We start from the raw sequence: 20,086 nt of genomic DNA, 5'->3' as shown, positions 1-20,086 counted from the left end.
GGGCCGTCACGGCCCGGAGTCGGGGTCCCGCTCCGGTACTCTCCGTGGGATGCGAGTGGTTGTGAGCCCGGATCGTCCCGGTGTCGCCGAAACGGCGGCCCCGGACCGGGCGATGCCCGCCGCTCGTACCCCGTGGAGGCGCTGGGCGCCCTCCTGTTCGACTCTCCGCAGCGTGCGTCGCACAGTATGGACCATGCGTACTCCTTCGCGCTGGAATATGCCCGAAGCGCTTGTTGCGGTGACTGTACGTCAACCATGCTGTCTCACAAGGGAATCACGTTCCGTAAGGGCGTCGATGGCTGTGAGGCGCGAGGCGATGTGTCCGCCGGTTCGGATGGTGTGAACGGTGCAGGTGCTTCAGGTTCAGTTGGAGGTCGGGCCGGACCCGGCGGAGGTGGGACGCGCCCGGCGCTGGGCGCGTTCGAGGCTCGCCGGGTCGGGCATAGAGGATGACGAGCCGCTGGCCGAGACGCTGGTGCTGCTCATCTCCGAACTCGTGACCAACGCGGTGGTCCACACGGGCTGTCCGGCCGTGCTGCGGATGCTGTTCGGCGCCGGCTGCCCGGAGGCGGGGACGGTACGGGTGGAGGTCGCCGACTCCAGCGACCGGCCGCCGATGCCGCGCCACGCGCAGGGCGAGGACACCAACGGGCGCGGCCTGGAGCTGGTGGACGGCCTGGCCGACCGCTGGGGATGGCAGCGCGAGGGCGTCGGCAAGAGCATCTGGTGCGAGGTGGACCGAGGGGTGACGAAGGCCTCGCAGACCTCCGTCGCCACCCCGACCGCCTCAGTGCACTGTTGACGGTTCGTGTCGTTTTGTTCACTCTAGGGTGAGCGATTCGACGTGAGGGGACGACGAGGGCGCCCTGCCGCCCTCGACGAGTGCGGGTCGTGTCTTGGGTGGCGGCGTCCGTGCCGTGCTCGGGGCGCGCGCGAGTGCGCCGCCACCCGCGTCTGACTTCTTCGGTTCAGAGGATCGCCACCGGGGCCACCGGTGTGCCCGTGCCGCCCACGAAGGGCTCCGGCATCGCGGAGAGCAGGAACGCGTACCGCTCGCTCTGTGCACAGGCTGTGGACAGGCTTTCCAGATTCCAGTTCTGCCCCTGGAGCATGCCCATCTCGACGAGATCGAGGGCGTGTACGGGCAGCCAGAGGTTCTCGATCTCGGGCGGGAAGATCTCGAAGGTGAGTGTGTCGTTGGCGACGGCGGCGACGTCGCGGGCGTGGAACCACTCGGGCGTACGGAGGGAGAGGCCGGGGGAGGGGAACGCGTAGGCGTGCTTGTCCCCGGCGAGGTACTGCCGTATCTGCCCCGTCCGTACGAGGACGATGTCGCCGGCCCGGACGGTGACGCGGCCGAATTCGGCGGCCTCGTCGAGGTCTTCGGGGGTGACGGCGTGGTCGCCCGGCAGCCGGTCGACACCCTTGGCGGCGGCCACGTCGAGCAGGACGCCACGGCTGACGACGTGGCGGGCGGTGTGGATGCCGCTGAACTCGGAGCGGCCGTGCGGGGTGATGGTGGAGGCGGGCCGGCCGTTGTAGATCTTGCCGGAGTGCGAGACGTGGGTGAGGGCGTCCCAGTGGGTGGCCGCCTGGAGGCCGAGGGTCACGGCGTCGTCGCTGGTGGCGACCGTGCCGGGACCGAAGAGCTCCTGGTTGATCTGGACCATGACGTGGAGCGGATTGACCCGGCCCGGGATCATGCCGGTCTGCACGCCGTCCTGGGTGAGGTCGAGGGCGAGCGGGACGCGGTGGCCGGAGCGGACGGTGGCGACGGCGTCCCGTACGACGTCGTCGGTGATCAGGTTGAGGGTGCCGATCTCGTCGTCCCGGCCCCAGCGTCCCCAGTTGTTGACGCGCTTGGCGATGTCGTGGAACTCGGCGGGGAGCTGCGAGGTGACTGACATCGGGGCCTCCAGGGTCTTGTTTTCCTGTATCTGACGGACCGTAGAATCCTGTCGACGAACGAATCTAACGGACCGTCAGAAAACGCGGGAAGGGGCCGGGCGTGGGGAACTTCTTGGCAGGCAAGGTCGTGGCGGTGACGGGCGCGGGGCGCGGAATCGGGCGCGCGGTGGCTCTCGCGTGCGCCGCGGAGGGGGCGAAGGTCGTCGTCAACGACTACGGGGTCTCCATCGAGGGCGGGGAGCCGACGTCGGAGGTCGCGCTGTCGGTGGTGAAGGAGATCGAGGCGGCGGGCGGTTCGGCCGTCGCCGTCGCCGACGACATCTCGACGATGGCGGGCGGACAGCGGATCGTCGACGTCGCGCTCGCCGAGTACGGGCGGATCGACGGGGTCGTGTGCGTGGCGGGCATCCTGCGCGAGCGGATGCTCTTCAACATGGCCGAGGAGGAGTGGGACCCGGTCGTCGCGACGCACCTGAAGGGGACGTTCACGGTGTTCCGGGCGGCGTCGGCGGTGATGCGCAAGCAGGGCACCGGGACTCTGATCGGCTTCACGAGCGGGAACCACCAGGGGTCGGTGGCGCAGGCGAACTACTCGGCGGCCAAGGGCGGGATCATCTCGCTGGTCCGGTCGGCCGCGCTGGGCCTGCACAAGTACGGGGTCACGGCGAACGCGGTGGCGCCGGTGGCGCGGACGCGGATGTCGGCGAACGTGCCGATGGAGCTGAAGGAGATCGGGGAGCCGGAGGACGTGGCGGCGCTGGTCGTCTACCTGCTCTCGGAGCGGGCCCGGGAGGAAAAGATCACCGGCCAGGTATACACGATCGCGGGCCCCAAGATCGCGGTCTGGGCCCAGCCGAGGGAACTGCGGGCGGGGTACGCGGAGGGCGGCCCGTGGACCCCGGAACGCATCGCGGACTTCCTGCCGGGAACGGTGGGCGTGGACCCGATGCCGCTCCTGACCCGCCTGGAGGAAATGGCCAAGGCGGCAGCAGAGGGCACCCGCCCCAACCAGTAGGCCCGGGTGGGCACACGGGACGCTGCCGCCCCGGCGGGCGTCGCTTCCGCACCGAGCCGCCCCTCCGCACCACGAGGCCGGTCACCCTCCAGGCCCCTCCCCACGCCCACCCCCTCCCCACCGCACCGCCGACGAGAAGGAGCACGCACATGAGAGGCGTCGTCTACGACGGCAAGCACGTCCAGGTCGTCGACGACCTGGTGGTACGCGATCCCGGCCCCGGCGAAGTCCTCGTCGGCGTCCGCGCCGCCGGGCTCTGCCACAGCGATCTCGCCGTCCTCGACGGCACCATCCCCTTCCCCGCCCCCGTCGTCCTCGGCCACGAAGGCGCCGGCGTCGTCGAGGCCGTCGGCCCCGGCGTCACCCACGTCGCCGAGGGCGACCACGTCGCGCTCTCCACGCTCGCCAACTGCGGCGCCTGCGCCGACTGCGACCGCGGCCGCCCCACCATGTGCCGCAAGGCCATCGGCATGCCCAAGCAGCCCTTCTCCCGCGCCACCACGGGCCGGCCCCTCTTCCAGTTCGCCTCCAACTCCTCCTTCGCCGAGCGCACCGTCGTCAAGGCCGTCCAGGCCGTGAAGATCCCCGAGGACATCCCCCTCACCTCCGCAGCCCTCATGGGATGCGGCGTCCTCACCGGTGTCGGCGCCGTACTCAACCGCGCCAAGGTCGACCGCGGCGAGACGGTCGTCGTGATCGGGACGGGCGGCATCGGGCTCAACGTCATCCAGGGCGCCCGGATCGCCGGTGCGCTGACGATCGTCGCCGTCGACACCAACCCGGCCAAGGAGGAGGTCGCCCGCCGCTTCGGAGCCACGCACTTCCTCGACTCGGCGGAGACCGTCCGCGACATCCTGCCCACCGGCGCCGACCACGTCTTCGAGTGCGTCGGCCACACCGGACTCGTCCGTACGGCGATCGACCTCCTCGACCGCCACGGCCAGGCCGTCCTCCTCGGCATGACCGCCCCCACCGCGGAGGCGAGCTTCCCGCCCGCCGCGATGTTCCTCGACAAGTCGATCCTCGGCTGCCGCTACGGCTCCTCGCGCCCGCAGAAGGACATCGCCCTCTACGCGGAGCTGTACCGCGAGGGCCGTCTCCTGCTCGACGAACTCGTCACCGCCACCTACCCGGTGGAGGAGTTCGCCAAGGCGGCGGAGGACGCCGAACAGGGCAGGGTCGCGCGGGGCGTCCTGACCTTCGGATAGGAGCCGCCCCTTACCCTGCATGCGTGCATTCATACGACGAATTGACCCCACCGGAACGTGCGTTGTGGGAGGCGTTTCCCGAGGGGCGTCGCGTGGACCTGCGTACGGGTGTGCCCGAGGAGGACGAAGCCGCCACGGGTGACCGATGGGGTCCGGAACGCACCGTCCGTGCCGGCGTCTTGGCGACGCTGCTGCTCGGCGCGCAATCCGAGAGTTCCGGCGCCGTCGCCGCCCTAAGGATCGCCGGCGCGCGGATCACCGGTCGTCTCGACCTGACCGGTTCGGAGATCCGTCACACGCTCTCGATCGAGGGCTGCAGGCTGGAGGAGGAGGTGAGTCTGCGGGGGGCCACGACCCGGACGGTCGAGATCGTGAACAGCCGGGTTCCCGGGATCGACGCCAGGCTCGCTCGCGTCGACGGCGTCCTCGACCTGTCGCGGTCGGTCCTCGAAGGCGCCCTCGTGCTCATCAACGCCCGGGTGGCAGGGGTGCTGGACCTGGACGACGTGAGGATCTCGGGCGACGGACAGTGGGCGGTGTCTGCGGGGGGACTCGTCATGGAGGCGGGCGTCTTCGCCCGGCGACTGACCACGCGGGGCGGGCTGCGGATACCGGGCGCACAGCTGCCCGGGGGGCTGTTCCTGGGGGGTGCCCGGCTGGAGAACCCCGGCGGAGTCGCCCTTGCCGCGGGCCATGTGGTCGCCTCGACCGTGGAGTGCTCCCGGGGGTTCGCCGCGCGGGGGACCGTACGGCTGCGCGGCGCCCGCATCGAGGACCTCCTTACCTTCGAGGGCGCGCATCTGGACGGCGGCCGTACCGCTCTGGTGGGCACGGCGATGCACGTGGGGGACTTCGACTTCAGGACCGCCTCGCCCCCCTCGGGGACGGTGGATCTCCGCTCCGCACACGCCCATTGGTGTCAGGACGGCGAGCGGGCATGGCAGGAGGAAGTACTGCTGGAGGGGTTCACCTACGGCTCCATCCGATACGGGACGCCTACGACGTCCACGGAGGACGTGGAGACGGGGGAGGACGGATCCGCCGGGGGCGGCGACACGACGCGAGCGAGCGACGATGTCGTACGCCGCCTGGCATGGCTCCGCCGGAATCCCGGCTACGTGCCACAGCCGTACGAGCAACTGGCGGGCATGTACCGGCAGATAGGCCACGACAGCGACGCGCGGCGCGTTCTCCTGGCGAAGCAGCGCCACCGCCGCCGCACGCTGAACCCCGCCGGACGCCTCTGGGGCCACCTGCTGGACGTCACCGTCGGCTACGGCTACCGCCCCTGGCTGGCGGGCGTGTGGCTCATGGCACTGACCCTGCTCGGCACGCTGGTCTTCAGGACGCACTCTCCCGTGCCGGTGAAGCCGGGCGAAGGCGCCCCCTTCCAGCCCTTCGTCTACACCCTCGACCTGCTCATTCCCATCGGCGGGCTCGGCCAGCGCACCGCCTGGTACTGGACGCACGACGCCAGCCAGTGGCTGGCCTACCTGCTCATCGCCTCGGGCTGGGTGCTGACCACGGCCGTCGTCGCGGGGGTGACGCGGACGCTGAACAGGAACTGACGGGCGCCCGTCGCCGGTCGGACGCGTCCGCACGCTGTCGGTCATCGCCGTCCCGCCGTTACGGTCATGGCCATGGCCTACCGCGACCTCGTCACCCGCCCCGTCCTCGCCTGGTCGGCCGTCGCCGTCGCGGCCCGGATGCCCGTGGCCATGGCGCCGCTGGCCCTGGTGTTCCTGGTGCGTGAGCGGCCCGGCGGGTACACCCTCGGAGCCGTACTCGCCGCCGCGTACGTCCTCGGCGAGATCGTCGCCGCGCCCGTCCTCGGCATCCGCATGAACGCCGAGCGGGCCCGGCCGCACCTCGCCGCCGGGCTCGCGGTGGGCGCCCTCGCCTTCGCCGGTCTCGGCCTCGGGCCCGCCGGGACGGGTCACCCCGCACTCCTCGGCGCCCTCGCCTTCCTCGCGGGCGCCGGTCCCGGCGCCGCGCCCGGCGGGATGCGGGCGCTCCTGACCGGCATGGTCCCGGAGAAGGCGGTCACCCAGGCGCTCTCCATGGAGTCCGTCCTGACCTTCGCCATCTGGGCCGCCGCCCCGGCCCTCGCGACCGGCCTGGCCCTCGGTGCCGGCCCCGGCGTCCCCCTGCTGCTCGCGGGCGGCCTGATGGGGGCGTCCGTCGCCGGCCTGTGGTTGCTCCCCGTCGGCTGGAAGACGGCGGGCGACTCCGACGGGCCCGGCGAGCCGATGCGCCGCGTTCTCGTCCGGGCCTGGCCGGTGTACGTGACGGGCGCGGCGAGCCTGACCCTGCTGGCCCTCGCCGAGCTGATCCTCCCCGCCCTCCTCGAACAGCGCGGTGTCGCGATCGGCTGGGCCGGTCCGCTGCTCGCCGGGCTCTCGATCGGCTCGGCGGTCGGCGCGTTCGTGTACGGGCTCCGCGGCGGCTGGCCGGGCCCGCTGCCGGTGCAGAGCCTGGTCCTCATCCTCGGCGTCTCGGCGGGCGTCGTGCTGGTCGCCGTCCTGCCGTGGGCGGGCGCGATGGCCCTGGCCCTCGTCCTCGCCGGGCTGCTCCAGGCTCCCGCCATGCTCAGCCGCAACCTGGCGCTCCGCCAGATCCTGCCGCCGAACGCCCTGGCCGCCGGGTACTCGGTGATGTACGCGGCCGTGGGCGCCGGTTACGCGGCGAGCGGCTCCCTGGCCGGCGGGCTGCTGCAGGTGGTGCCGCCTTCGTCGGCGATCCTGTGGGGCGTCGCCCTGACCCTGCTGCTCACGGCGGTCGGCGCGGCGGGCGAGTGGCGCCGTGTGCGCGCCGCCGCGCCGCGCTCCCCGGCGGATCCGGCGGGCGCGTCGCCGGTCACCGGGGCGGGCGCGGAGAGCCGCGACCGCGCCCGGACCGACTGACCGCGCGCTCACCCGCCCGAAGCGGCCCCCGTCCGGAAGGTGCGGCGGTACGTCGTCGGGGTCACGCCGATCGCCGCCTGGAGGTGCGAGCGCAGGGACTGGGGCGTGCCGAAGCCCGCGTCCCGGGCCACCTGGTCGACCGCCAGGTCCGTGGACTCCAGGAGGTGGCGGGCGCGTTCCACCCGCTGCTGGGTCAGCCACTGGCCGGGGCTGATGCCGACCTCCTCCCGGAAGCGGCGCGTGAACGTCCGTACGCTCATGGACTCCCGTGCCGCCAGGTCCCGCAGCTGGATCGGCTCGTGCAGATGGGCGAGCGCCCAGGCCCGCGCCGACGTCGTGGTCGCCGTCCCCGCCTCCGGGAGCGGCCGCTCGATGTACTGGGCCTGCCCGCCGTGCCGGTGCGGCGGTACGACGGTCCTGCGGGCCACGTCGTTGGCGACGGCGCTCCCGTGGTCCCGGCGCACGATGTGCAGGCACAGATCGATCCCGGCGGCGACGCCCGCCGAGGTCAGCACGTCCCCGTCGTCGACGAAGAGCACGTCCGCGTCGACCCGCACCTTCGGGAAGAGCCGCTGGAAGTGCGCGGCGGAGGCCCAGTGCGTGGTGGCCGGCCGCCCGTCGAGGTAGCCGGCGGCGGCCAGCACGTACCCGCCCGTGCAGATGGACACGAGCCGCGTCCCGGGCCGGATGTGCCCGAGCGCCGCCGCCAGCTCGTCGGTCAGCCGGCCCTCGTCGTAGACGGGTCCGAGTTCGTACGAGGCGGGGACGACGACCGTGTCCGCCGTGGCGAGCGCCTCCGGTCCGTGTTCCACGTGGATCGCGAAATCCGCGTCCGTCCGGACCGGTCCCGCGGCCGGGGCGCAGGTGACGATCGTGTACAGCGGCCTGCCCTCGGCGTCCTTGGCACGGCCGAAGATCCGGTGGGCGATGCCCAGCTCGAAGGGGAGGAGGCCGGGCAGGGCGAGGACGGCGATACGGTGAGGCACGAGAGAATCCTTTGTGATCCAGACCACTCGCCGAGGCCGGCAGGCAGGCGGAGCGCCACTGCTCGGCGCACCCCGTACAAGTCCGCGGTCCGGGAGGGCATTCCCGGACCGGTGGGGGGCGCCCGTCCCGCGGGCGGTACGGGCTCCGCCTCGACCGGGGCGGTACGGCCGTGAACCCATGTCCCGATCCTTGCGAAAGCTGTCATTCGGGCCAATGGTGCGGGCGACTCCCGGCCATGAAGCTGAGTGACGTGACCCAGACAACCGAGACCCCCGCGTCGCCCGTCTCCGCCCGTAAGCCCCGTGTCCACCGCGCCTGGTTCGTCGCGGTCGTCACCTTCGTCACGATCATCGGCGCCGCGGCCTTCGCCTCACTGCCGGGTCTGCTGATCGAACCGCTGCACGGAGAGTTCGACTGGTCACGCGGGACGATCGGCTTCGCGGTATCCGTGAACCTCGCGCTCTACGGCCTGACGGCGCCGTTCGCCGCCGCGCTGATGGACCGCTTCGGCATCCGCCGGGTCGTCGCCGTCGCGCTGAGCGTCATCGCGCTCGGCTCGCTGCTGACCGTGTGGATGACCGCCTCCTGGCAGCTCGTCCTGTACTGGGGCATCCTCGTCGGCCTCGGCAGCGGCTCGATGGCGCTGGCGTTCGCGGCGACGGTGACGAACCGCTGGTTCACGGCCCGGCGCGGGCTCGTCACCGGCATCCTCACGGCGGCCGGCGCCTCGGGCCAACTGGTCTTCCTGCCGCTGCTGTCCTGGCTGGTCGAGAACGAGGGCTGGCGGCCGGCCGCGGTCACCGTCGCGCTCTCGGCGCTCGCGGTCGTCCCGTTCGTCTGGCTGCTGCTGCGCGACCACCCGGCGGACGTGGGCCTCGCCCCGTACGGCGGCGAGTTCGTCCCGAAGCCCGCCCCGGTCACCGGCGCGGCCCGCCGGGCCGTGACCGTCCTCCTCAAGGCGGCCCGAACCGGCCCCTTCTGGCTCCTGGCCGGCACCTTCGCGATCTGCGGCGCTTCGACGAACGGTCTGGTCAAGACCCACTTCGTGCCCGCCGCCCACGACCACGGCATGCCGATCACCGCGGCGGCCTCGCTCCTCGCCGTGATCGGCGTCTTCGACGTCGTCGGCACGATCGCCTCGGGCTGGTTCACGGACCGCTTCGAGGCGCGGCGCCTGCTGGCGGTCTACTACGCCCTGCGCGGGGTGTCCCTGCTCTTCCTCCCGATGCTCCTCGCGCCCTCCGTCCACCCGCCGATGCTCTTCTTCATCGTCTTCTACGGCCTGGACTGGGTGGCCACGGTCCCGCCGACGATCGCCCTGTGCCGCGAGCACTACGGAGAGGACAGCGCGATCGTCTTCGGCTGGGTGCTCGCCTCCCACCAGGTGGGCGCGGCTGTCGTCGCCTTCGCGGGCGGAGTGGCGCGGGACGCCTTCGGCTCGTACGACGTGGTCTGGTACGCCTCGGGCGCCCTGTGCGCGGCGGCGGCCCTGATGGCCCTGGTCATCCGCCGCCGCAGCCCCTCCGCAAGCCCCCTGGCGACAGCGGCCTGACGCCCCTCGGCCTGCGGTTCCTAGCCGCCGAAGCGGCCGAACCGGCCCCGGTGGAAGAGCAGCGGTTCGCCGTCGTCCTCGGCCGGGGTGCCCAGGGCCTCCACCCGGCCGACCACGATCAGGTGGTCGCCGCCCGTGTGGACCTGGGCGATCGTGCAGTCGATCCAGGCCGGGGCGCCGGTCAGGCGGGGGGAGCCGGTCGCCGGGGCGGCGTCGTAGGCCACTCCCGCGAACTTGTCCGCGCCGCTCCTGGCGAACCCCAGGCAGAGGTCCCGCTGGTCCGCGCCCAGGACGTTGACGCAGAAGACGCCGGCCCGGGCGAGCCGGGGCCAGGTCGTCGACGTACGGGCGACCATGAAGGCCACCAGGGGCGGGTCCAGGGAGAGCGAGGCGAAGGACTGGCAGGCGAAGCCGGCCGGGCCGTCCGGATCGAGGGCCGTCATGACGGTGACCCCGCTCGCGAAGTGCCCCAGCACGCGCCGGAACTCGGCCGGGTCGACGGGCAGCCGCTCGTCCTCCCGTACCGCCCGCAGCAGCGGTCGTGGATGCGGTTCGACGGCCGTCGGTGATCCGGCCGACCTGAGGTATCGGACGGCGGTGGCCGCCATCCCAGCGTGTCCCATCACATCACCCATTGAAGCTGACGGATCGTCAGATGAGAACCCCTGTGCCCGCTTCAGCGCCCCTCGTACCGAGGCGTCCGGCGTTCCACGAAGCTCCGCACGCCCTCGTTCGCGTCCCGGGTCGTCATGTTGATCTCCTGCGCCGCCGCCTCCGCCGCGAAGGCCGTGGCGCGGTCCACGTCGAGCGAGGCGTTCACCAGCTGCTTGGTGAGCGCCAGCGCCCGTGTCGGGCCCTGGGCCAGGCGCTCAGCCCACTCCCGCGCGGTCTTCTCCAGCTCCTCCGCCGGGACGACCCGGTTCACCAGGCCCAGCTCCCGCGCCTCCCGTGCCGAGACCGCGTCGCCGAAGAACATCAGCTCCTTCGCCCGCTGCGGCCCGATCAGCCGCGGGAGCAGATACGCCCCGCCGCCGTCCGGCACCAGGCCCCGGCGCACGAACACCTCGATGAACTTCGCCGACTCGGCCGCAAGCACCAGATCGCACGCGAACGCCAGATGCGCCCCGATCCCGGCCGCCGTCCCGTTCACCGCCGCGATCACCGGCTTCTCGCAGTCCAGGACGGCCCCGATGAAGCGCTGCGCGCCCTGCCGGATCGTCCGCGCCACGTCACCCGGTACACGTTCGCCCGCCGGCGGCCCGCCCCGCAGGTCCGCGCCCGCGCAGAAGCCCCGCCCGGTGGCCGTCACCACCACCGCCCGTACGTCCGGGTCGGCGGACGCCTCCCCGAGCAGCGCGATGATCCGCTCGCGCTGGTCCCAGGTGACCGCGTTCATCGCCTCGGGCCGGTCGAGCGTGATCCACGAGACGCCGTTCTCGACCGCGTGCAGCAGGTCATCCGTCACGGCTCAGGGCTCCTGTCGGCAGACCGCGAGCGCGTCGAGCGCCACCGCGCCCTGCCCCCGTGGCAGCACCATCAGCGGGTTGATGTCGAGTTCGGCGAGATCGCCGTCCAGCTCCAGGGCCATCCGCTGCACCCGCAGCACGACCTCCACCAGCGCGTCCACGTCCGCCGGCGGAGCCCCCCGTACGCCCTTCAGCAGGGCCTGCCCCCGCAGTTCGCCGAGCATGTCCCGGGCCTGGTCCTCGCCGAACGGCGGCACGCGCACCGCCGCGTCGTTCAGGACCTCGACGAGGACGCCCCCCAGCCCCACCGTGACCGTCGGCCCGAAGAGCGGGTCGCGGGTCACGCCCACCACCATCTCCACCCCGCGCCCCACCATCTGGCAGACCAGGATCCCGTCGAGGTCGACGCCCTCGTAGCGGGCGATGTCGGTGAGCTCCCGGTACGCGTCCCGCACCTGGCTCGCCGACGTCAGCCCGACCTTCACGAGCCCCAGCTCCGTCTTGTGGGCGAGCTGCGCGCCCGACGCCTTCATCACCACCGGATAGCCGACGAGCGCCGCCGCCCGGACCGCCGCCGCCGCGCTCGTCACCAGCTGCTCGCGCGGCACCCTGATCCCGTACGCCCGCAGCAGCTGCTTCGCCGCGTGCTCGCTGAGCTGCCGGCCCGGCCGCATCAGCGCCTGGGCCTTGCGGAAGGAGGGGGAGGGCGTGCGCGGTGCCTCGTCGAAGGGGGAGCGGTAGGCGGTGCTGAAGCGGTGGTGGTCGAGATAGGCCTTCACGGCGCCGATGCAGTTGGAGAACGTCCGGAAGGTGGCGACGCGCGACGAGCCGAGCAAGGTCTCGCGGTAGGCCGCCTCCGTCCCGACCGGCGAACCCCACACCACGCACACCAGCTTGTCGGTGGCCTCGGCCGCCTCCACCAGGTCCTGCGCGAGCTTGTCGCTCATGGGCGGGAAGGGGCCGGTGATGGGGCAGATGAGGACGCCGACCGACGGGTCGGCGAGGATCGCGTCGATGATCTTCCGTCCGCGCCAGTCGCCCACCGGGTGCCCGCCGTTGTCGACGGGGTTGGCGACGTTCAGGTACGGCGGTATCCACTGGTGGAGCTCGTCCTGCTTGGCCTGGGGCAGGGGCGGCAGCCTCAGCCCGGCGGCGGTGGCGAGGTCGGAGAAGTGCGCGCCGGTCCCGCCGGAGATCGAGTACACGACCACCCCGTCCGCGACCGGCTTGCGCGCCCGCGCCAGCAGGGCGGCGGTGTCCTGGAGTTCGTCCAGACCGTCGACCCGGATCACCCCGAACTGCCGCATCGCCGCGTCCACGACCTGGTCCGCGCCCGTCAGCTTGCCCGTGTGCGAGGCGGCCATCCGCGCGCCGGTCTCCGTCCGCCCGACCTTGACCGCGACGACGGGCACCCCCTGGCGGGCGGCGCGGTCGGCGGCGAGGAGGAACGAGCGGCCGTCCTTGAGGCCTTCGACGTAACAGGCGATGGCCCCCACCTCGGGGCGGGTCGCGAAGTACGAGATGAAGTCGGCGGTCTCCAGGTCGGCCTCGTTGCCCGTCGGCGCCCAGTGGGAGAGCCGTACCCCCAGCTCCTGGAGGGTGTGGACGGGCCGTCCCTGGTGGCCGGACTGGGTGATGAGCGCGATCGCGGGCCCGTCGAGGTCGTCGCGGAAGCGCTCGAAGGCGTTGAGGTTGGTGTTCGGGCCGAGGAGGCGCATCCCGGAGCGGCGCACGGCGTCGGCGAGACGTTCCTGCGCGGCGGCGCCCTCGCCGCCGGTCTCGGCGAACCCGGAGGCGAACGCGACGGCGAACCGCACCTTGGCCTGGCTGAGTTCCTCGATCACGGGGAGCGGGTCGGCCACGAGCAGGACGGCGAGGTCGACGGGCTCGGCGAGCGCGCCGACGGAGGGCACGCAGTCGATGCCGAAGACGGTCGTACGGGTCGGGTGCACGGGCACGAGCCGGGCGCCGACCCGCTCGGCCCAGGCGATCAGCTGGCGCGTGATCCCGGTGTTGGGCCGCCCCTCGGCGTCGGAGGCCCCGACGACGGCGACGGACCCGGGCCGGAAGAACCGGTCCAGGTCCGGCACGGGAGCGTGCAGCGGCCGCCCGCTGACGTCCAGGTCGCCCTCGACGGCGGTGAAGCCGTGCACGGCGTTCCCGGGCGCCCCGGAGTGCTCGCCGCAGGCGACCACGCGGGCGCGGAGATCGGTGGTGAAGGTGCCGTGAGTCGATCCGAGCATCGTTCCGCTCCACCCTTCCGCCTATGACGATGAACCTGACGCACAGTCAGATTACAGATCTGACGGCAAGTCAGGAATGGTCGTGACCGGACCGATCCAGAACGACGCGTGCCCCGTCAGGGCGATCGTTCCGCCCGGCGGGACGATCGCCCGCGACGCGGATCACCGGCGGGGCCGTCGCGCGAGTGCCCCTCGGGTCATCGGCGGGGCTGTCGCGCGATCGCCCGCGCGATCTTCTCGGCGTCGATCGCCATCTCGCGGAACATCCCGCTGATCGGGTTCGTGAACCCCGTGAAGTAGAGCCCCGGCGCCTCGTGCGGCGTGCGCCGCCCCCGCGCCACCGGCCGGCCGCGGTCGTCCAGGACGCCCAGGTGACCGAGGAGGGGCTCCAGGCCCCGGTGGTAGCCCGTCGCCGCGATCACGGCGTCCGGGGTGATCGCCGACCCGTCGGCCAGCACGACCTTGTCGCCGTCGAAGGACGCGACCGCGCCCACGATCTCCACCTTCCCCTGCCGCACGGCGTCGATCAGACCGACGTCCTGCACCGGGACCGCCCCCTCCCGCACCCGGGAGTACAGCCCCGTGTCCGGCCGCGGCAGGCCGTGCTCCGAGAGGTCCGGCACGGAGAGGCGGGCCACCAGCCCGCCGGCCCTGTCGACCAGGCGGACCGGCAGTCGCCGTACCAGGATGCCCGTGCGCTGGGCCGGCCACCCGGCCGTCGAGCGGCGCACGATGTGCGGCACCGTGCGCACCGCGAGCCGCACCCGCGCCGCCCCGCCGTCGACGAGGTCGGCGGCGATCTCGGCGCCCGTGTTCCCGGCGCCCACGACGAGGACGTCCCGCCCCGCGTACGGCGCGGGGTTGCGGTACGCGCTCGCGTGCGCGAGTTCCCCGCCGTACGCGTCCAGGCCCGGCCACCGAGGTATGCGCGGGGTGTGGTTGAACCCGGTGGCGACGACGACGGCGCGCCCGGTCAGCCGGCGCCCGCCCGTCGCGTGCAGCAGCCAGTCCTCGCCGGCCCGCTCGACCCGCGTGACCTCGACGCCGGTCACGATCTCCAGCTCGTGGACCTCGGCGTACTTCTCCAGGTACCGCACCACGTCCGCGCGGGCGACCCACCGCCCGAAGGAGCGGGGCATCGGCAGGCCGGGGAGCGCGGAGAGGCGCCGGGTGGTGTGCAGCCGCAGCCGGTCGTAGTGGGAGCGCCACGAGGCGCCCACGGCGTCGGACTTCTCCAGGACGACGGCCCGGACGCCCTTCGCGCGCAGCGCGGCGGCGACGGCGAGTCCGCCGGGCCCGCCTCCGATGACGTAGACCGGGTGATCGGGCCGTTCGGGTGGAGCTGGTCTGGAATGGGGGGTGTTGGCCATGAGTGCTCAGCGTAACGGCGCGCTCACTTGTTGGGTCTCGGTCAAGAGGGGAATCGGTTGCGAAACGGTCACGCGTGGGTGGGATCTGCGGGGGCGTGCGGGGGTCTTGCGCAGACGGCGGCCGATCCGCTGAACTGACGTACCGTCAGATCAGGATCGAGGAGGGGCAGGTACCGACCGATGCAGACCGTCTGGCTCACCGGCGCCGAATGGCTCGCCGTCCTCCGCATCGGCCTCGGCCTCTGGTGGCTGGAGAGCTGGCGTCACAAGGACAAGAAGGGCTGGTTCGAGCGCGGCACGGGCATAGCCTGGGCGGCCGATGTCGCCGGAAAGCACCGGTGGCCCTTCGTGAAGAGGGGCTTCGAGTCGGTCGTCGCCCCCCGCCCCAAGCTGATGGCGTACGTCGTCGTCTACGCCGAACTGGCCCTGGGCCTCGGCCTGACCCTCGGCTTCCTCACCCCGATCGCCCTGGCCGGCGGCCTGCTCCTCAACCTGCTCTACCTCGGCCTGATGATCCACGACTGGGCCGAGCAGGGACAGAACGCCATGATGGCGCTCGTCTCGCTCGTCGCCCTCTTCGCCATGTCCTGGCAGACCTGGTCCCTCGACCACGCGATCGGACTCTTCTGATGACGGCCGCCGACCCCGACGTCGACGCCTTCACCCGCCCGTACTGGCAGGCGGCGGGGGAGGGCCGTCTGCTGCTCAGGCGCTGTGCCGCGTGCGGCCGGGCGCACCACTACCCCCGCGAGTTCTGCCCGCACTGCTGGAGCGAGGACGTGACGTGGGAGCGGGCGAGCGGCCGGGCCACGCTCTACACCTGGTCCGTCGTCCACCGCAACGACCTCCCGCCCTTCGGCGAGCGCGTGCCCTACGTGGCGGCCGTGGTCGACCTGGCGGAGGGCCCCCGGATGATGACCGAGATCGTGGGCGTGACGGAGGCGGACCTCCGGATCGGGATGGATCTGGAGGTCACGTTCCGGGCGGAGGGTGAGCTGCGGGTGCCGGTGTTCCGTCAGTACAGGGAGAGCGGAGCCTGACCGAGGCCCGGGTCGTAGACCGAGGTGCGGGACGTGAAGGGCGCACGCCAGTCACCGGTGCCCGCGTAGAACCGCAGGCTCTTCCAGTAGTCCTTGCTGGGAGTGTGCGTCAGCAGGTCCGCGCGACCGTCCCTGTCGACGTCACCGATCCCGACGAGCTGGGAGTACGCGTTCCAGCCGCCACCGACCTTGGTACGGCTCGCGAAGGAGCCGTCGCCTTTGCCGAGGTAGAGCCAGAGGACGCCCTCCCTGTCGCGGGCCAGCAGGTCGCCGCCTGAGGCTCCGCCGAGATTGCCGGCCGCGATGAGGTGGTTGTAGACGCCCCAGCCACCGCCGATCTTCTTGCGCGGCGAGAAGGGCGCGCTCGTGTTCCCCGTGCCCGCGTAGAGCCACAGCACCCCCGCCCTGTCGGTGGCCAGCAGATCGGCCTTCCCGTCGCCGGTCAGTTCACTACCGCTGACGACCTTGTCGTAGATCTGCCAGCCTCCGCCGACGAACTTCCGCGGGGAGAGCGGCGCACCCGGGGTGGCGCCGGTGCCCTCGTACAGCCAGAGCCCGCCGCTCCTGTCCCGGGCCACCAGGTCGGCGTGGGGCGCGCCGCTCAGGTTGCCGGTGGGGATGATCTGGTCGTAGATGTTCCAGCCGCCGCCGATCGGCGAGACCTCCAGCGGCCCGAGCATGGAGCCGAGAACGACCTGGCCGCTGTCGTAACGGACGAGCTTGCCCGCGCCGTCACGGACGAGGAGATCGGAGTTGCCGTTGTTCGAGAAGTCGCGGGCGACGGCCTTGCGGACGACGGTGAGCGTGCCGGACGACTCCATCGCGGGCCCGATGCCGTTCGCGGGCGTCGCCTTCATCGTCCAGCTGTAGTCGCCGTTGTACGCGGGGGAGTCCGTGAACCTGCCGTCCCACTGGAAGGTGGCGGGTCCGCCGTCCCCGGGGGGAGTGAGCCCGCCTGCCGACGACTTCTTGCCGGACGCGGTATGCGTCAGCTCGACGGAGACCCGCACATTGCCCTTACTGAACGAGAACGTCAGAGGCTCGGTGCCGCCGTTCCGGTCGAAGTCGACCACGCTGGGCATGTCCTGGCCCAGCAGCGTGGTCAGCGTGGGTTCGCCCGTGGTCGCCACGAGTGTCGTGACGGGATTGCCGTCGGCGCCGACGGAGATCCGGTAGAGGCCTTCGCCGTGCTCCAGCGTGCCACCCCGCACCAGCATGCTGCCGTCGGGCGTGAGAGCGGCGGACGACATGTGTTCCAGGAGCCTGACCGTGGCACCGGTCTTCAAGGAACGCGCCGTCAGTGGATGGAGAGGGTCTGGAGTGGTGGCCCCATCGCCGTGCTGTACCGCGTACGTCACCCAGTCGCCCACCAGCCCCACGCTGGGGTACCGCGCGACGCCCAGCGGGAAACGCTCGGTCTCCCCGGTGCCTCGCGGAGCCACGGCCAGGGTTGCGGTGCCGTCGGTGGGCTTCTCGATCCAGGCCGTGTGCGTCGACGACACGAAGGCGTCCGACAGTTCTTCCACACGGAGGGTCTCGCGGTCCTCGACGACCTTGTGGGTGGCCAGGTCCACCAGAGCGATACGGTTCTTGTACACCCCGTCCACCGTGCCGGAGTGCAGGACGACGAGCGTGCCGGGCATGCTGCTGTCGACGCGGGTGATCCTCGCGTTCCCGGGCAGACCCGCCACCTTGAGATCGAGCAACGTCCCGTTGGGCTTGCTGACGAGGCGGAGGTCGGTGCCACCGTTCGTGTTGGCGACGGTCATGGCCAGGGTGGAACCCGAGACCCTCTTCAGGCTCTGGGTGGTGCCCAGGCCACTGGTGTCGATCTCCACCGGGCCGGCGCCCGTGGCCATGTCGTACACCGTGTAGGCGCCCCGCCCCCGCACCATCACGATGACGTCGGACGCGCTGCCCAGGTAGTACGACCCCGGAAGCACGGTCGTGACACCGTCCGCGAGGCGGGTCCAGCGGTAGGTGTAGGTGGTGGGGGAGCCCTCCGGGTTGCGCTCGCTGGACAGGAATCCCGTCGAACCGGCCGCGTAGGTCTCGGCGCCGCGCGGGTACGCGATGACGTCCTGCCGCCCGGCCTCGGTGCCCACCACGGTCGCGTCCGCCCGTACGGCGATGGGGGTGGCGACGGCCGGGGTGGAGACGAGGGCGCCGGCGGTCACTGCCAGGACGGCGGTGACCGCTGCGGCGAGCCGCCGGCGGGAGCGGTGTGCGTGACGCAAATCTGTTCCTTCGGCAGGGGAAAGCCGGGGCGCGGGACGCGCCATCCGTGATCAGACACCCGACTGCGGGTTTTGGTTGTACGGCTGCCTGCCCTTGTTGCCCGAAGAGGTCTACAGGGCTGAGATGTTCCGCCAGAGCTGAGCGCGGCTGCCCGAGTCGCAGGCGTACGTGGTCAGGAACGGCGGCCCGACCGTCATGCACTCCTCGTTGCTCACGTTCATGATCGTGCGGCCGGAGGACGTCGTGGCGTGGAACCTCCACGCCTGCCTGCTGGAGCCGTTGCAGTCGCCGACACCGACGCCGCCGGGGTTCCCGCCCGCCTGGAGGCAGCGCCCGGTCTTCTTGTTGACCAGCCGGAACGTGCCGTTCGCGCCCGCCGAATAGGTCCAGGAGTACGACATGGTGCCGCTGTTGTTGGGCACGGAACCGCACTCGTAGGTGTTGGCGAAGATGCCGTACCCCGGGTTGTACTCACCCACGCACTGGCCGTTGGAGGCGTTCTCCAGGGAGTACGTCCCCGAGGGCCCGCTGCCGCCGCCCGAGGGCGGGGGCGCCGGCCGTGTGGTTCTCGGCGTCGAGGGGGCGGAGCCCCCGCCGCCTCCCGAGGAGCTGGAACCACCCGAACCGCCCGCACCCCCCGAACCGCCCCCGGACGCCGAGCCCCCGCCGCCGGGCACGGCGCCGCCGCCCCCGGCCGCCGCACCGCCGGCCGCACCGGGGCCGGACGGTGGGCCCGAGGGCGATCCCGACGTGGACGAGGGGGAGGCGGAAGAGGGCGGGGCGGAGGTGGACGGGGCCGCGGTCGCCGGCGCGGGACCGCCGGGCGCGGGCTGCGACGAGACGGCGGAGGGGCGTGCCGCCGAGGAGTCGGTCCCCGCGCCCTGGCGGCCGATCTCGTACGGACCGAGAGCGAAGGTGAGGGTGGTGCCGGTGGTCACGACGACGGGTACGGCGAGCATGAAGAACCGATTCCGCCGCTCCCGTGGCCTGCCCGTGGCATGGGGGCCGGTGGCGGCGGCCGGGTCGGGTCCCGCCGTCACGGGCTCCTCGGACCCCCGCGGGACGAGCGCCACCGTCCCGATGTCCACGGCCTGCCCGTTCTCCGCGGGCTCCTCCTCCTCCTCCGGGTCCGCGAGCTGCTCGGCCGTCGGCGCCGCCGCGGCGAACGCGGCCCGCGCCTCGACCTGCGCCATGACGGCCGCCGGCCATGGGGCGTCCTCCACGTACCCGTCCGCGAGCTCGACCACCTGCGCGGCGGTCGGCCGGGCCGTGGGGTCCTTGGCGAGGCAGGCCCGTACGAGATGGGCCAGGGCGGGGGCGCTCTCCACGAGCCGCCCGAAGTCGGGCTCCCCATGGACGACGCGGTAGAGCAGGCCGGGCCCGGACCCGTCTCCGAACGGCGGACGGCCGGTCGCCGCGTACAGCAGCAGGCTCCCGAGCCCGAAGACGTCCGCCGCGCCCGTCAGCTCGCGCTCGGCGACGGCCTGTTCGGGTGCCATGTACGCGGGCGTGCCGATGACCATGCCGGTGCGGGTCAGCCGGCTCTGGTCGGCCGCGCGCGCCACGCCGAAGTCGATGAGCGACAGACCGTCCGGCGTCAGCATGATGTTGGACGGCTTGAGGTCGCGGTGCACCATGTCGGCGGCGTGCACGGCCTTCAGCCCGGCCGCCGCCTCCCGGAGCAGCCGCCACAGGGCGGGGACGGGCAGTGGCCCGCCGTGGAGCCTGAGCGCCTCGGCGAGGGTGATCCCGGGGATGTACTCGGTCGCGAACCACGGCGGCCCGGCCGTACGGTCGCTCGCCAGCAGCTTCACGCTCGCCCCGCCCGGCAGCCGGGCCAGGTTGTCCAACTCGTGCCCGAAGTGGTTCAGGAAGTCCGGGTCCTCGGCCAGGACGGGAAGCACCCGCTTGACCGCCGCGAACCTCCCCGGCACGGCGCCGAGATAGACCCGCCCCATGCCGCCGGACCCCAGGACCCCGAGCAGCCTGAACGCGCCGATCCGCCGGGGATCCCCCGACTCCAACGGTGTGGCTCCGCTACCGGTCATGAACGAGTTGTCTTCCAGCTCCCCCTGCATGGCCAGCAGGATAGCCGAGCTATCCAAGGAACCCTACGCTCCGTCAAGTCGCGTGACACATGGCGCAGTTGGCGGATC

At 72.5% G+C, this 20,086-nt stretch carries 16 protein-coding genes; 8 read left to right on the top strand and 8 right to left on the bottom strand.

Annotation, left to right across the window (positions count from 1 at the left end):
• Window positions 1–346 precede the first annotated feature (346 nt).
• The gene (locus ACFVGW_RS15330; RefSeq protein ID WP_385852298.1) at window positions 347–802 is read left to right on the top strand and encodes an ATP-binding protein; all 456 of its coding nucleotides are present in this window, start codon (window positions 347–349) and stop codon (window positions 800–802) included.
• Window positions 803–968: 166 nt separating this feature from the next.
• On the opposite strand, the gene ACFVGW_RS15325 is transcribed toward ACFVGW_RS15330, so the two are convergent.
• Entirely contained in the window at window positions 969–1,907 is a 939-nt protein-coding gene (locus ACFVGW_RS15325; protein WP_385852297.1) for a cyclase family protein, read from the bottom strand.
• Window positions 1,908–2,008: 101 nt separating this feature from the next.
• Here ACFVGW_RS15325 and ACFVGW_RS15320 point away from each other — a divergent pair, with 101 nt between their 5' ends.
• The 4 genes from ACFVGW_RS15320 (at window position 2,009) to ACFVGW_RS15305 (ending at window position 7,034) form a co-directional block, all read left to right on the top strand.
• The gene (locus ACFVGW_RS15320) at window positions 2,009–2,923 is read left to right on the top strand and encodes an SDR family NAD(P)-dependent oxidoreductase (protein ID WP_385852296.1); all 915 of its coding nucleotides are present in this window, start codon (window positions 2,009–2,011) and stop codon (window positions 2,921–2,923) included.
• 149 nt (window positions 2,924–3,072) lie between these two features.
• The gene (locus ACFVGW_RS15315; protein WP_385852295.1) at window positions 3,073–4,131 is read left to right on the top strand and encodes a Zn-dependent alcohol dehydrogenase; all 1,059 of its coding nucleotides are present in this window, start codon (window positions 3,073–3,075) and stop codon (window positions 4,129–4,131) included.
• A 23-nt stretch (window positions 4,132–4,154) separates the two neighbouring features.
• On the top strand, window positions 4,155–5,699 hold the full coding sequence (locus ACFVGW_RS15310; RefSeq protein ID WP_385852294.1) for an oxidoreductase: 1,545 nt from the start codon (window positions 4,155–4,157) through the stop codon (window positions 5,697–5,699).
• Between the two features lie 72 nt (window positions 5,700–5,771).
• Window positions 5,772–7,034 (top strand): MFS transporter, encoded by a 1,263-nt coding sequence (locus ACFVGW_RS15305; protein WP_385852293.1) that lies wholly within the window; start codon window positions 5,772–5,774, stop codon window positions 7,032–7,034.
• Between the two features lie 8 nt (window positions 7,035–7,042).
• Here the strand turns inward: ACFVGW_RS15305 and ACFVGW_RS15300 are convergent, their stop codons facing one another.
• Window positions 7,043–8,020, bottom strand: a complete 978-nt coding sequence (locus ACFVGW_RS15300) for a GlxA family transcriptional regulator (protein ID WP_385852292.1) — start codon at window positions 8,018–8,020, stop codon at window positions 7,043–7,045.
• 236 nt (window positions 8,021–8,256) lie between these two features.
• Between ACFVGW_RS15300 and ACFVGW_RS15295 the strand changes: the two genes are divergently transcribed.
• Window positions 8,257–9,573, top strand: a complete 1,317-nt coding sequence (locus tag ACFVGW_RS15295) for an MFS transporter (protein ID WP_383228513.1) — start codon at window positions 8,257–8,259, stop codon at window positions 9,571–9,573.
• Window positions 9,574–9,593: 20 nt separating this feature from the next.
• Here ACFVGW_RS15295 and ACFVGW_RS15290 read toward each other — a convergent pair whose 3' ends face one another.
• The 4 genes from ACFVGW_RS15290 to ACFVGW_RS15275 all read right to left on the bottom strand — a co-directional run bounded on the left by ACFVGW_RS15290 (window position 9,594) and on the right by ACFVGW_RS15275 (window position 14,652).
• A complete protein-coding gene (locus ACFVGW_RS15290) occupies window positions 9,594–10,181 on the bottom strand; it encodes a flavin reductase family protein (protein WP_385852484.1) in 588 nt (195 codons plus the stop codon).
• A gap of 68 nt (window positions 10,182–10,249) precedes the next feature.
• A complete protein-coding gene (locus ACFVGW_RS15285; protein ID WP_385852483.1) occupies window positions 10,250–10,969 on the bottom strand; it encodes an enoyl-CoA hydratase/isomerase family protein in 720 nt (239 codons plus the stop codon).
• Window positions 10,970–11,041: 72 nt separating this feature from the next.
• Window positions 11,042–13,282, bottom strand: coding sequence for an acetate--CoA ligase family protein (locus tag ACFVGW_RS15280; protein WP_385852291.1), 2,241 nt, complete (start codon window positions 13,280–13,282; stop codon window positions 11,042–11,044).
• Window positions 13,283–13,479: 197 nt separating this feature from the next.
• Window positions 13,480–14,652 (bottom strand): flavin-containing monooxygenase, encoded by a 1,173-nt coding sequence (locus ACFVGW_RS15275; protein ID WP_383228511.1) that lies wholly within the window; start codon window positions 14,650–14,652, stop codon window positions 13,480–13,482.
• A 180-nt stretch (window positions 14,653–14,832) separates the two neighbouring features.
• Between ACFVGW_RS15275 and ACFVGW_RS15270 the strand changes: the two genes are divergently transcribed.
• The gene (locus ACFVGW_RS15270; protein ID WP_385852290.1) at window positions 14,833–15,282 is read left to right on the top strand and encodes a DoxX family membrane protein; all 450 of its coding nucleotides are present in this window, start codon (window positions 14,833–14,835) and stop codon (window positions 15,280–15,282) included.
• Window positions 15,282–15,692 carry a Zn-ribbon domain-containing OB-fold protein gene (locus tag ACFVGW_RS15265; protein ID WP_385852289.1) on the top strand — a complete coding sequence of 137 codons (411 nt, stop codon included), beginning with the start codon at window positions 15,282–15,284 and terminating at the stop codon, window positions 15,690–15,692. The genes ACFVGW_RS15270 and ACFVGW_RS15265 overlap by 1 nt, the downstream gene beginning before the upstream one ends.
• On the opposite strand, the gene ACFVGW_RS15260 is transcribed toward ACFVGW_RS15265, so the two are convergent.
• Window positions 15,668–17,929 (bottom strand): FG-GAP repeat domain-containing protein, encoded by a 2,262-nt coding sequence (locus ACFVGW_RS15260; RefSeq protein WP_385852288.1) that lies wholly within the window; start codon window positions 17,927–17,929, stop codon window positions 15,668–15,670. The two genes, ACFVGW_RS15265 and ACFVGW_RS15260, sit on opposite strands and share 25 nt — an antisense overlap.
• Window positions 17,930–18,040: 111 nt before the next feature.
• Window positions 18,041–20,008, bottom strand: coding sequence for a protein kinase (locus ACFVGW_RS15255; protein ID WP_385852287.1), 1,968 nt, complete (start codon window positions 20,006–20,008; stop codon window positions 18,041–18,043).
• Window positions 20,009–20,086: the final 78 nt, after the last annotated feature.

This window comes from Streptomyces sp. NPDC127129 (assembly GCF_042671585.1).
Taxonomy (GTDB): domain Bacteria; phylum Actinomycetota; class Actinomycetes; order Streptomycetales; family Streptomycetaceae; genus Streptomyces.
The sequence above is the reverse complement of the archived record's forward strand: the minus strand, read 5'-3'. Positions and strand labels throughout refer to the sequence as shown.

Excerpts from the sequence above, each read along its gene's own strand:
- ACFVGW_RS15295 (WP_383228513.1), top strand. The coding sequence starts at position 8,257 with ATGAAGCTGAGTGACGTGACCCAGACAACCGAGACCCCCGCGTCGCCC.
- ACFVGW_RS15315 (WP_385852295.1), top strand. The coding sequence starts at position 3,073 with ATGAGAGGCGTCGTCTACGACGGCAAGCACGTCCAGGTCGTCGACGAC.
- ACFVGW_RS15305 (WP_385852293.1), top strand. The coding sequence starts at position 5,772 with ATGGCCTACCGCGACCTCGTCACCCGCCCCGTCCTCGCCTGGTCGGCC.
- ACFVGW_RS15325 (WP_385852297.1), bottom strand. The coding sequence starts at position 1,907 with ATGTCAGTCACCTCGCAGCTCCCCGCCGAGTTCCACGACATCGCCAAG.
- ACFVGW_RS15275 (WP_383228511.1), bottom strand. The coding sequence starts at position 14,652 with ATGGCCAACACCCCCCATTCCAGACCAGCTCCACCCGAACGGCCCGAT.
- ACFVGW_RS15290 (WP_385852484.1), bottom strand. The coding sequence starts at position 10,181 with ATGGCGGCCACCGCCGTCCGATACCTCAGGTCGGCCGGATCACCGACG.
- ACFVGW_RS15255 (WP_385852287.1), bottom strand. The coding sequence starts at position 20,008 with ATGCAGGGGGAGCTGGAAGACAACTCGTTCATGACCGGTAGCGGAGCC.
- ACFVGW_RS15285 (WP_385852483.1), bottom strand. The coding sequence starts at position 10,969 with ATGAACGCGGTCACCTGGGACCAGCGCGAGCGGATCATCGCGCTGCTC.
- ACFVGW_RS15265 (WP_385852289.1), top strand. The coding sequence starts at position 15,282 with ATGACGGCCGCCGACCCCGACGTCGACGCCTTCACCCGCCCGTACTGG.
- ACFVGW_RS15270 (WP_385852290.1), top strand. The coding sequence starts at position 14,833 with ATGCAGACCGTCTGGCTCACCGGCGCCGAATGGCTCGCCGTCCTCCGC.
- ACFVGW_RS15280 (WP_385852291.1), bottom strand. The coding sequence starts at position 13,282 with ATGCTCGGATCGACTCACGGCACCTTCACCACCGATCTCCGCGCCCGC.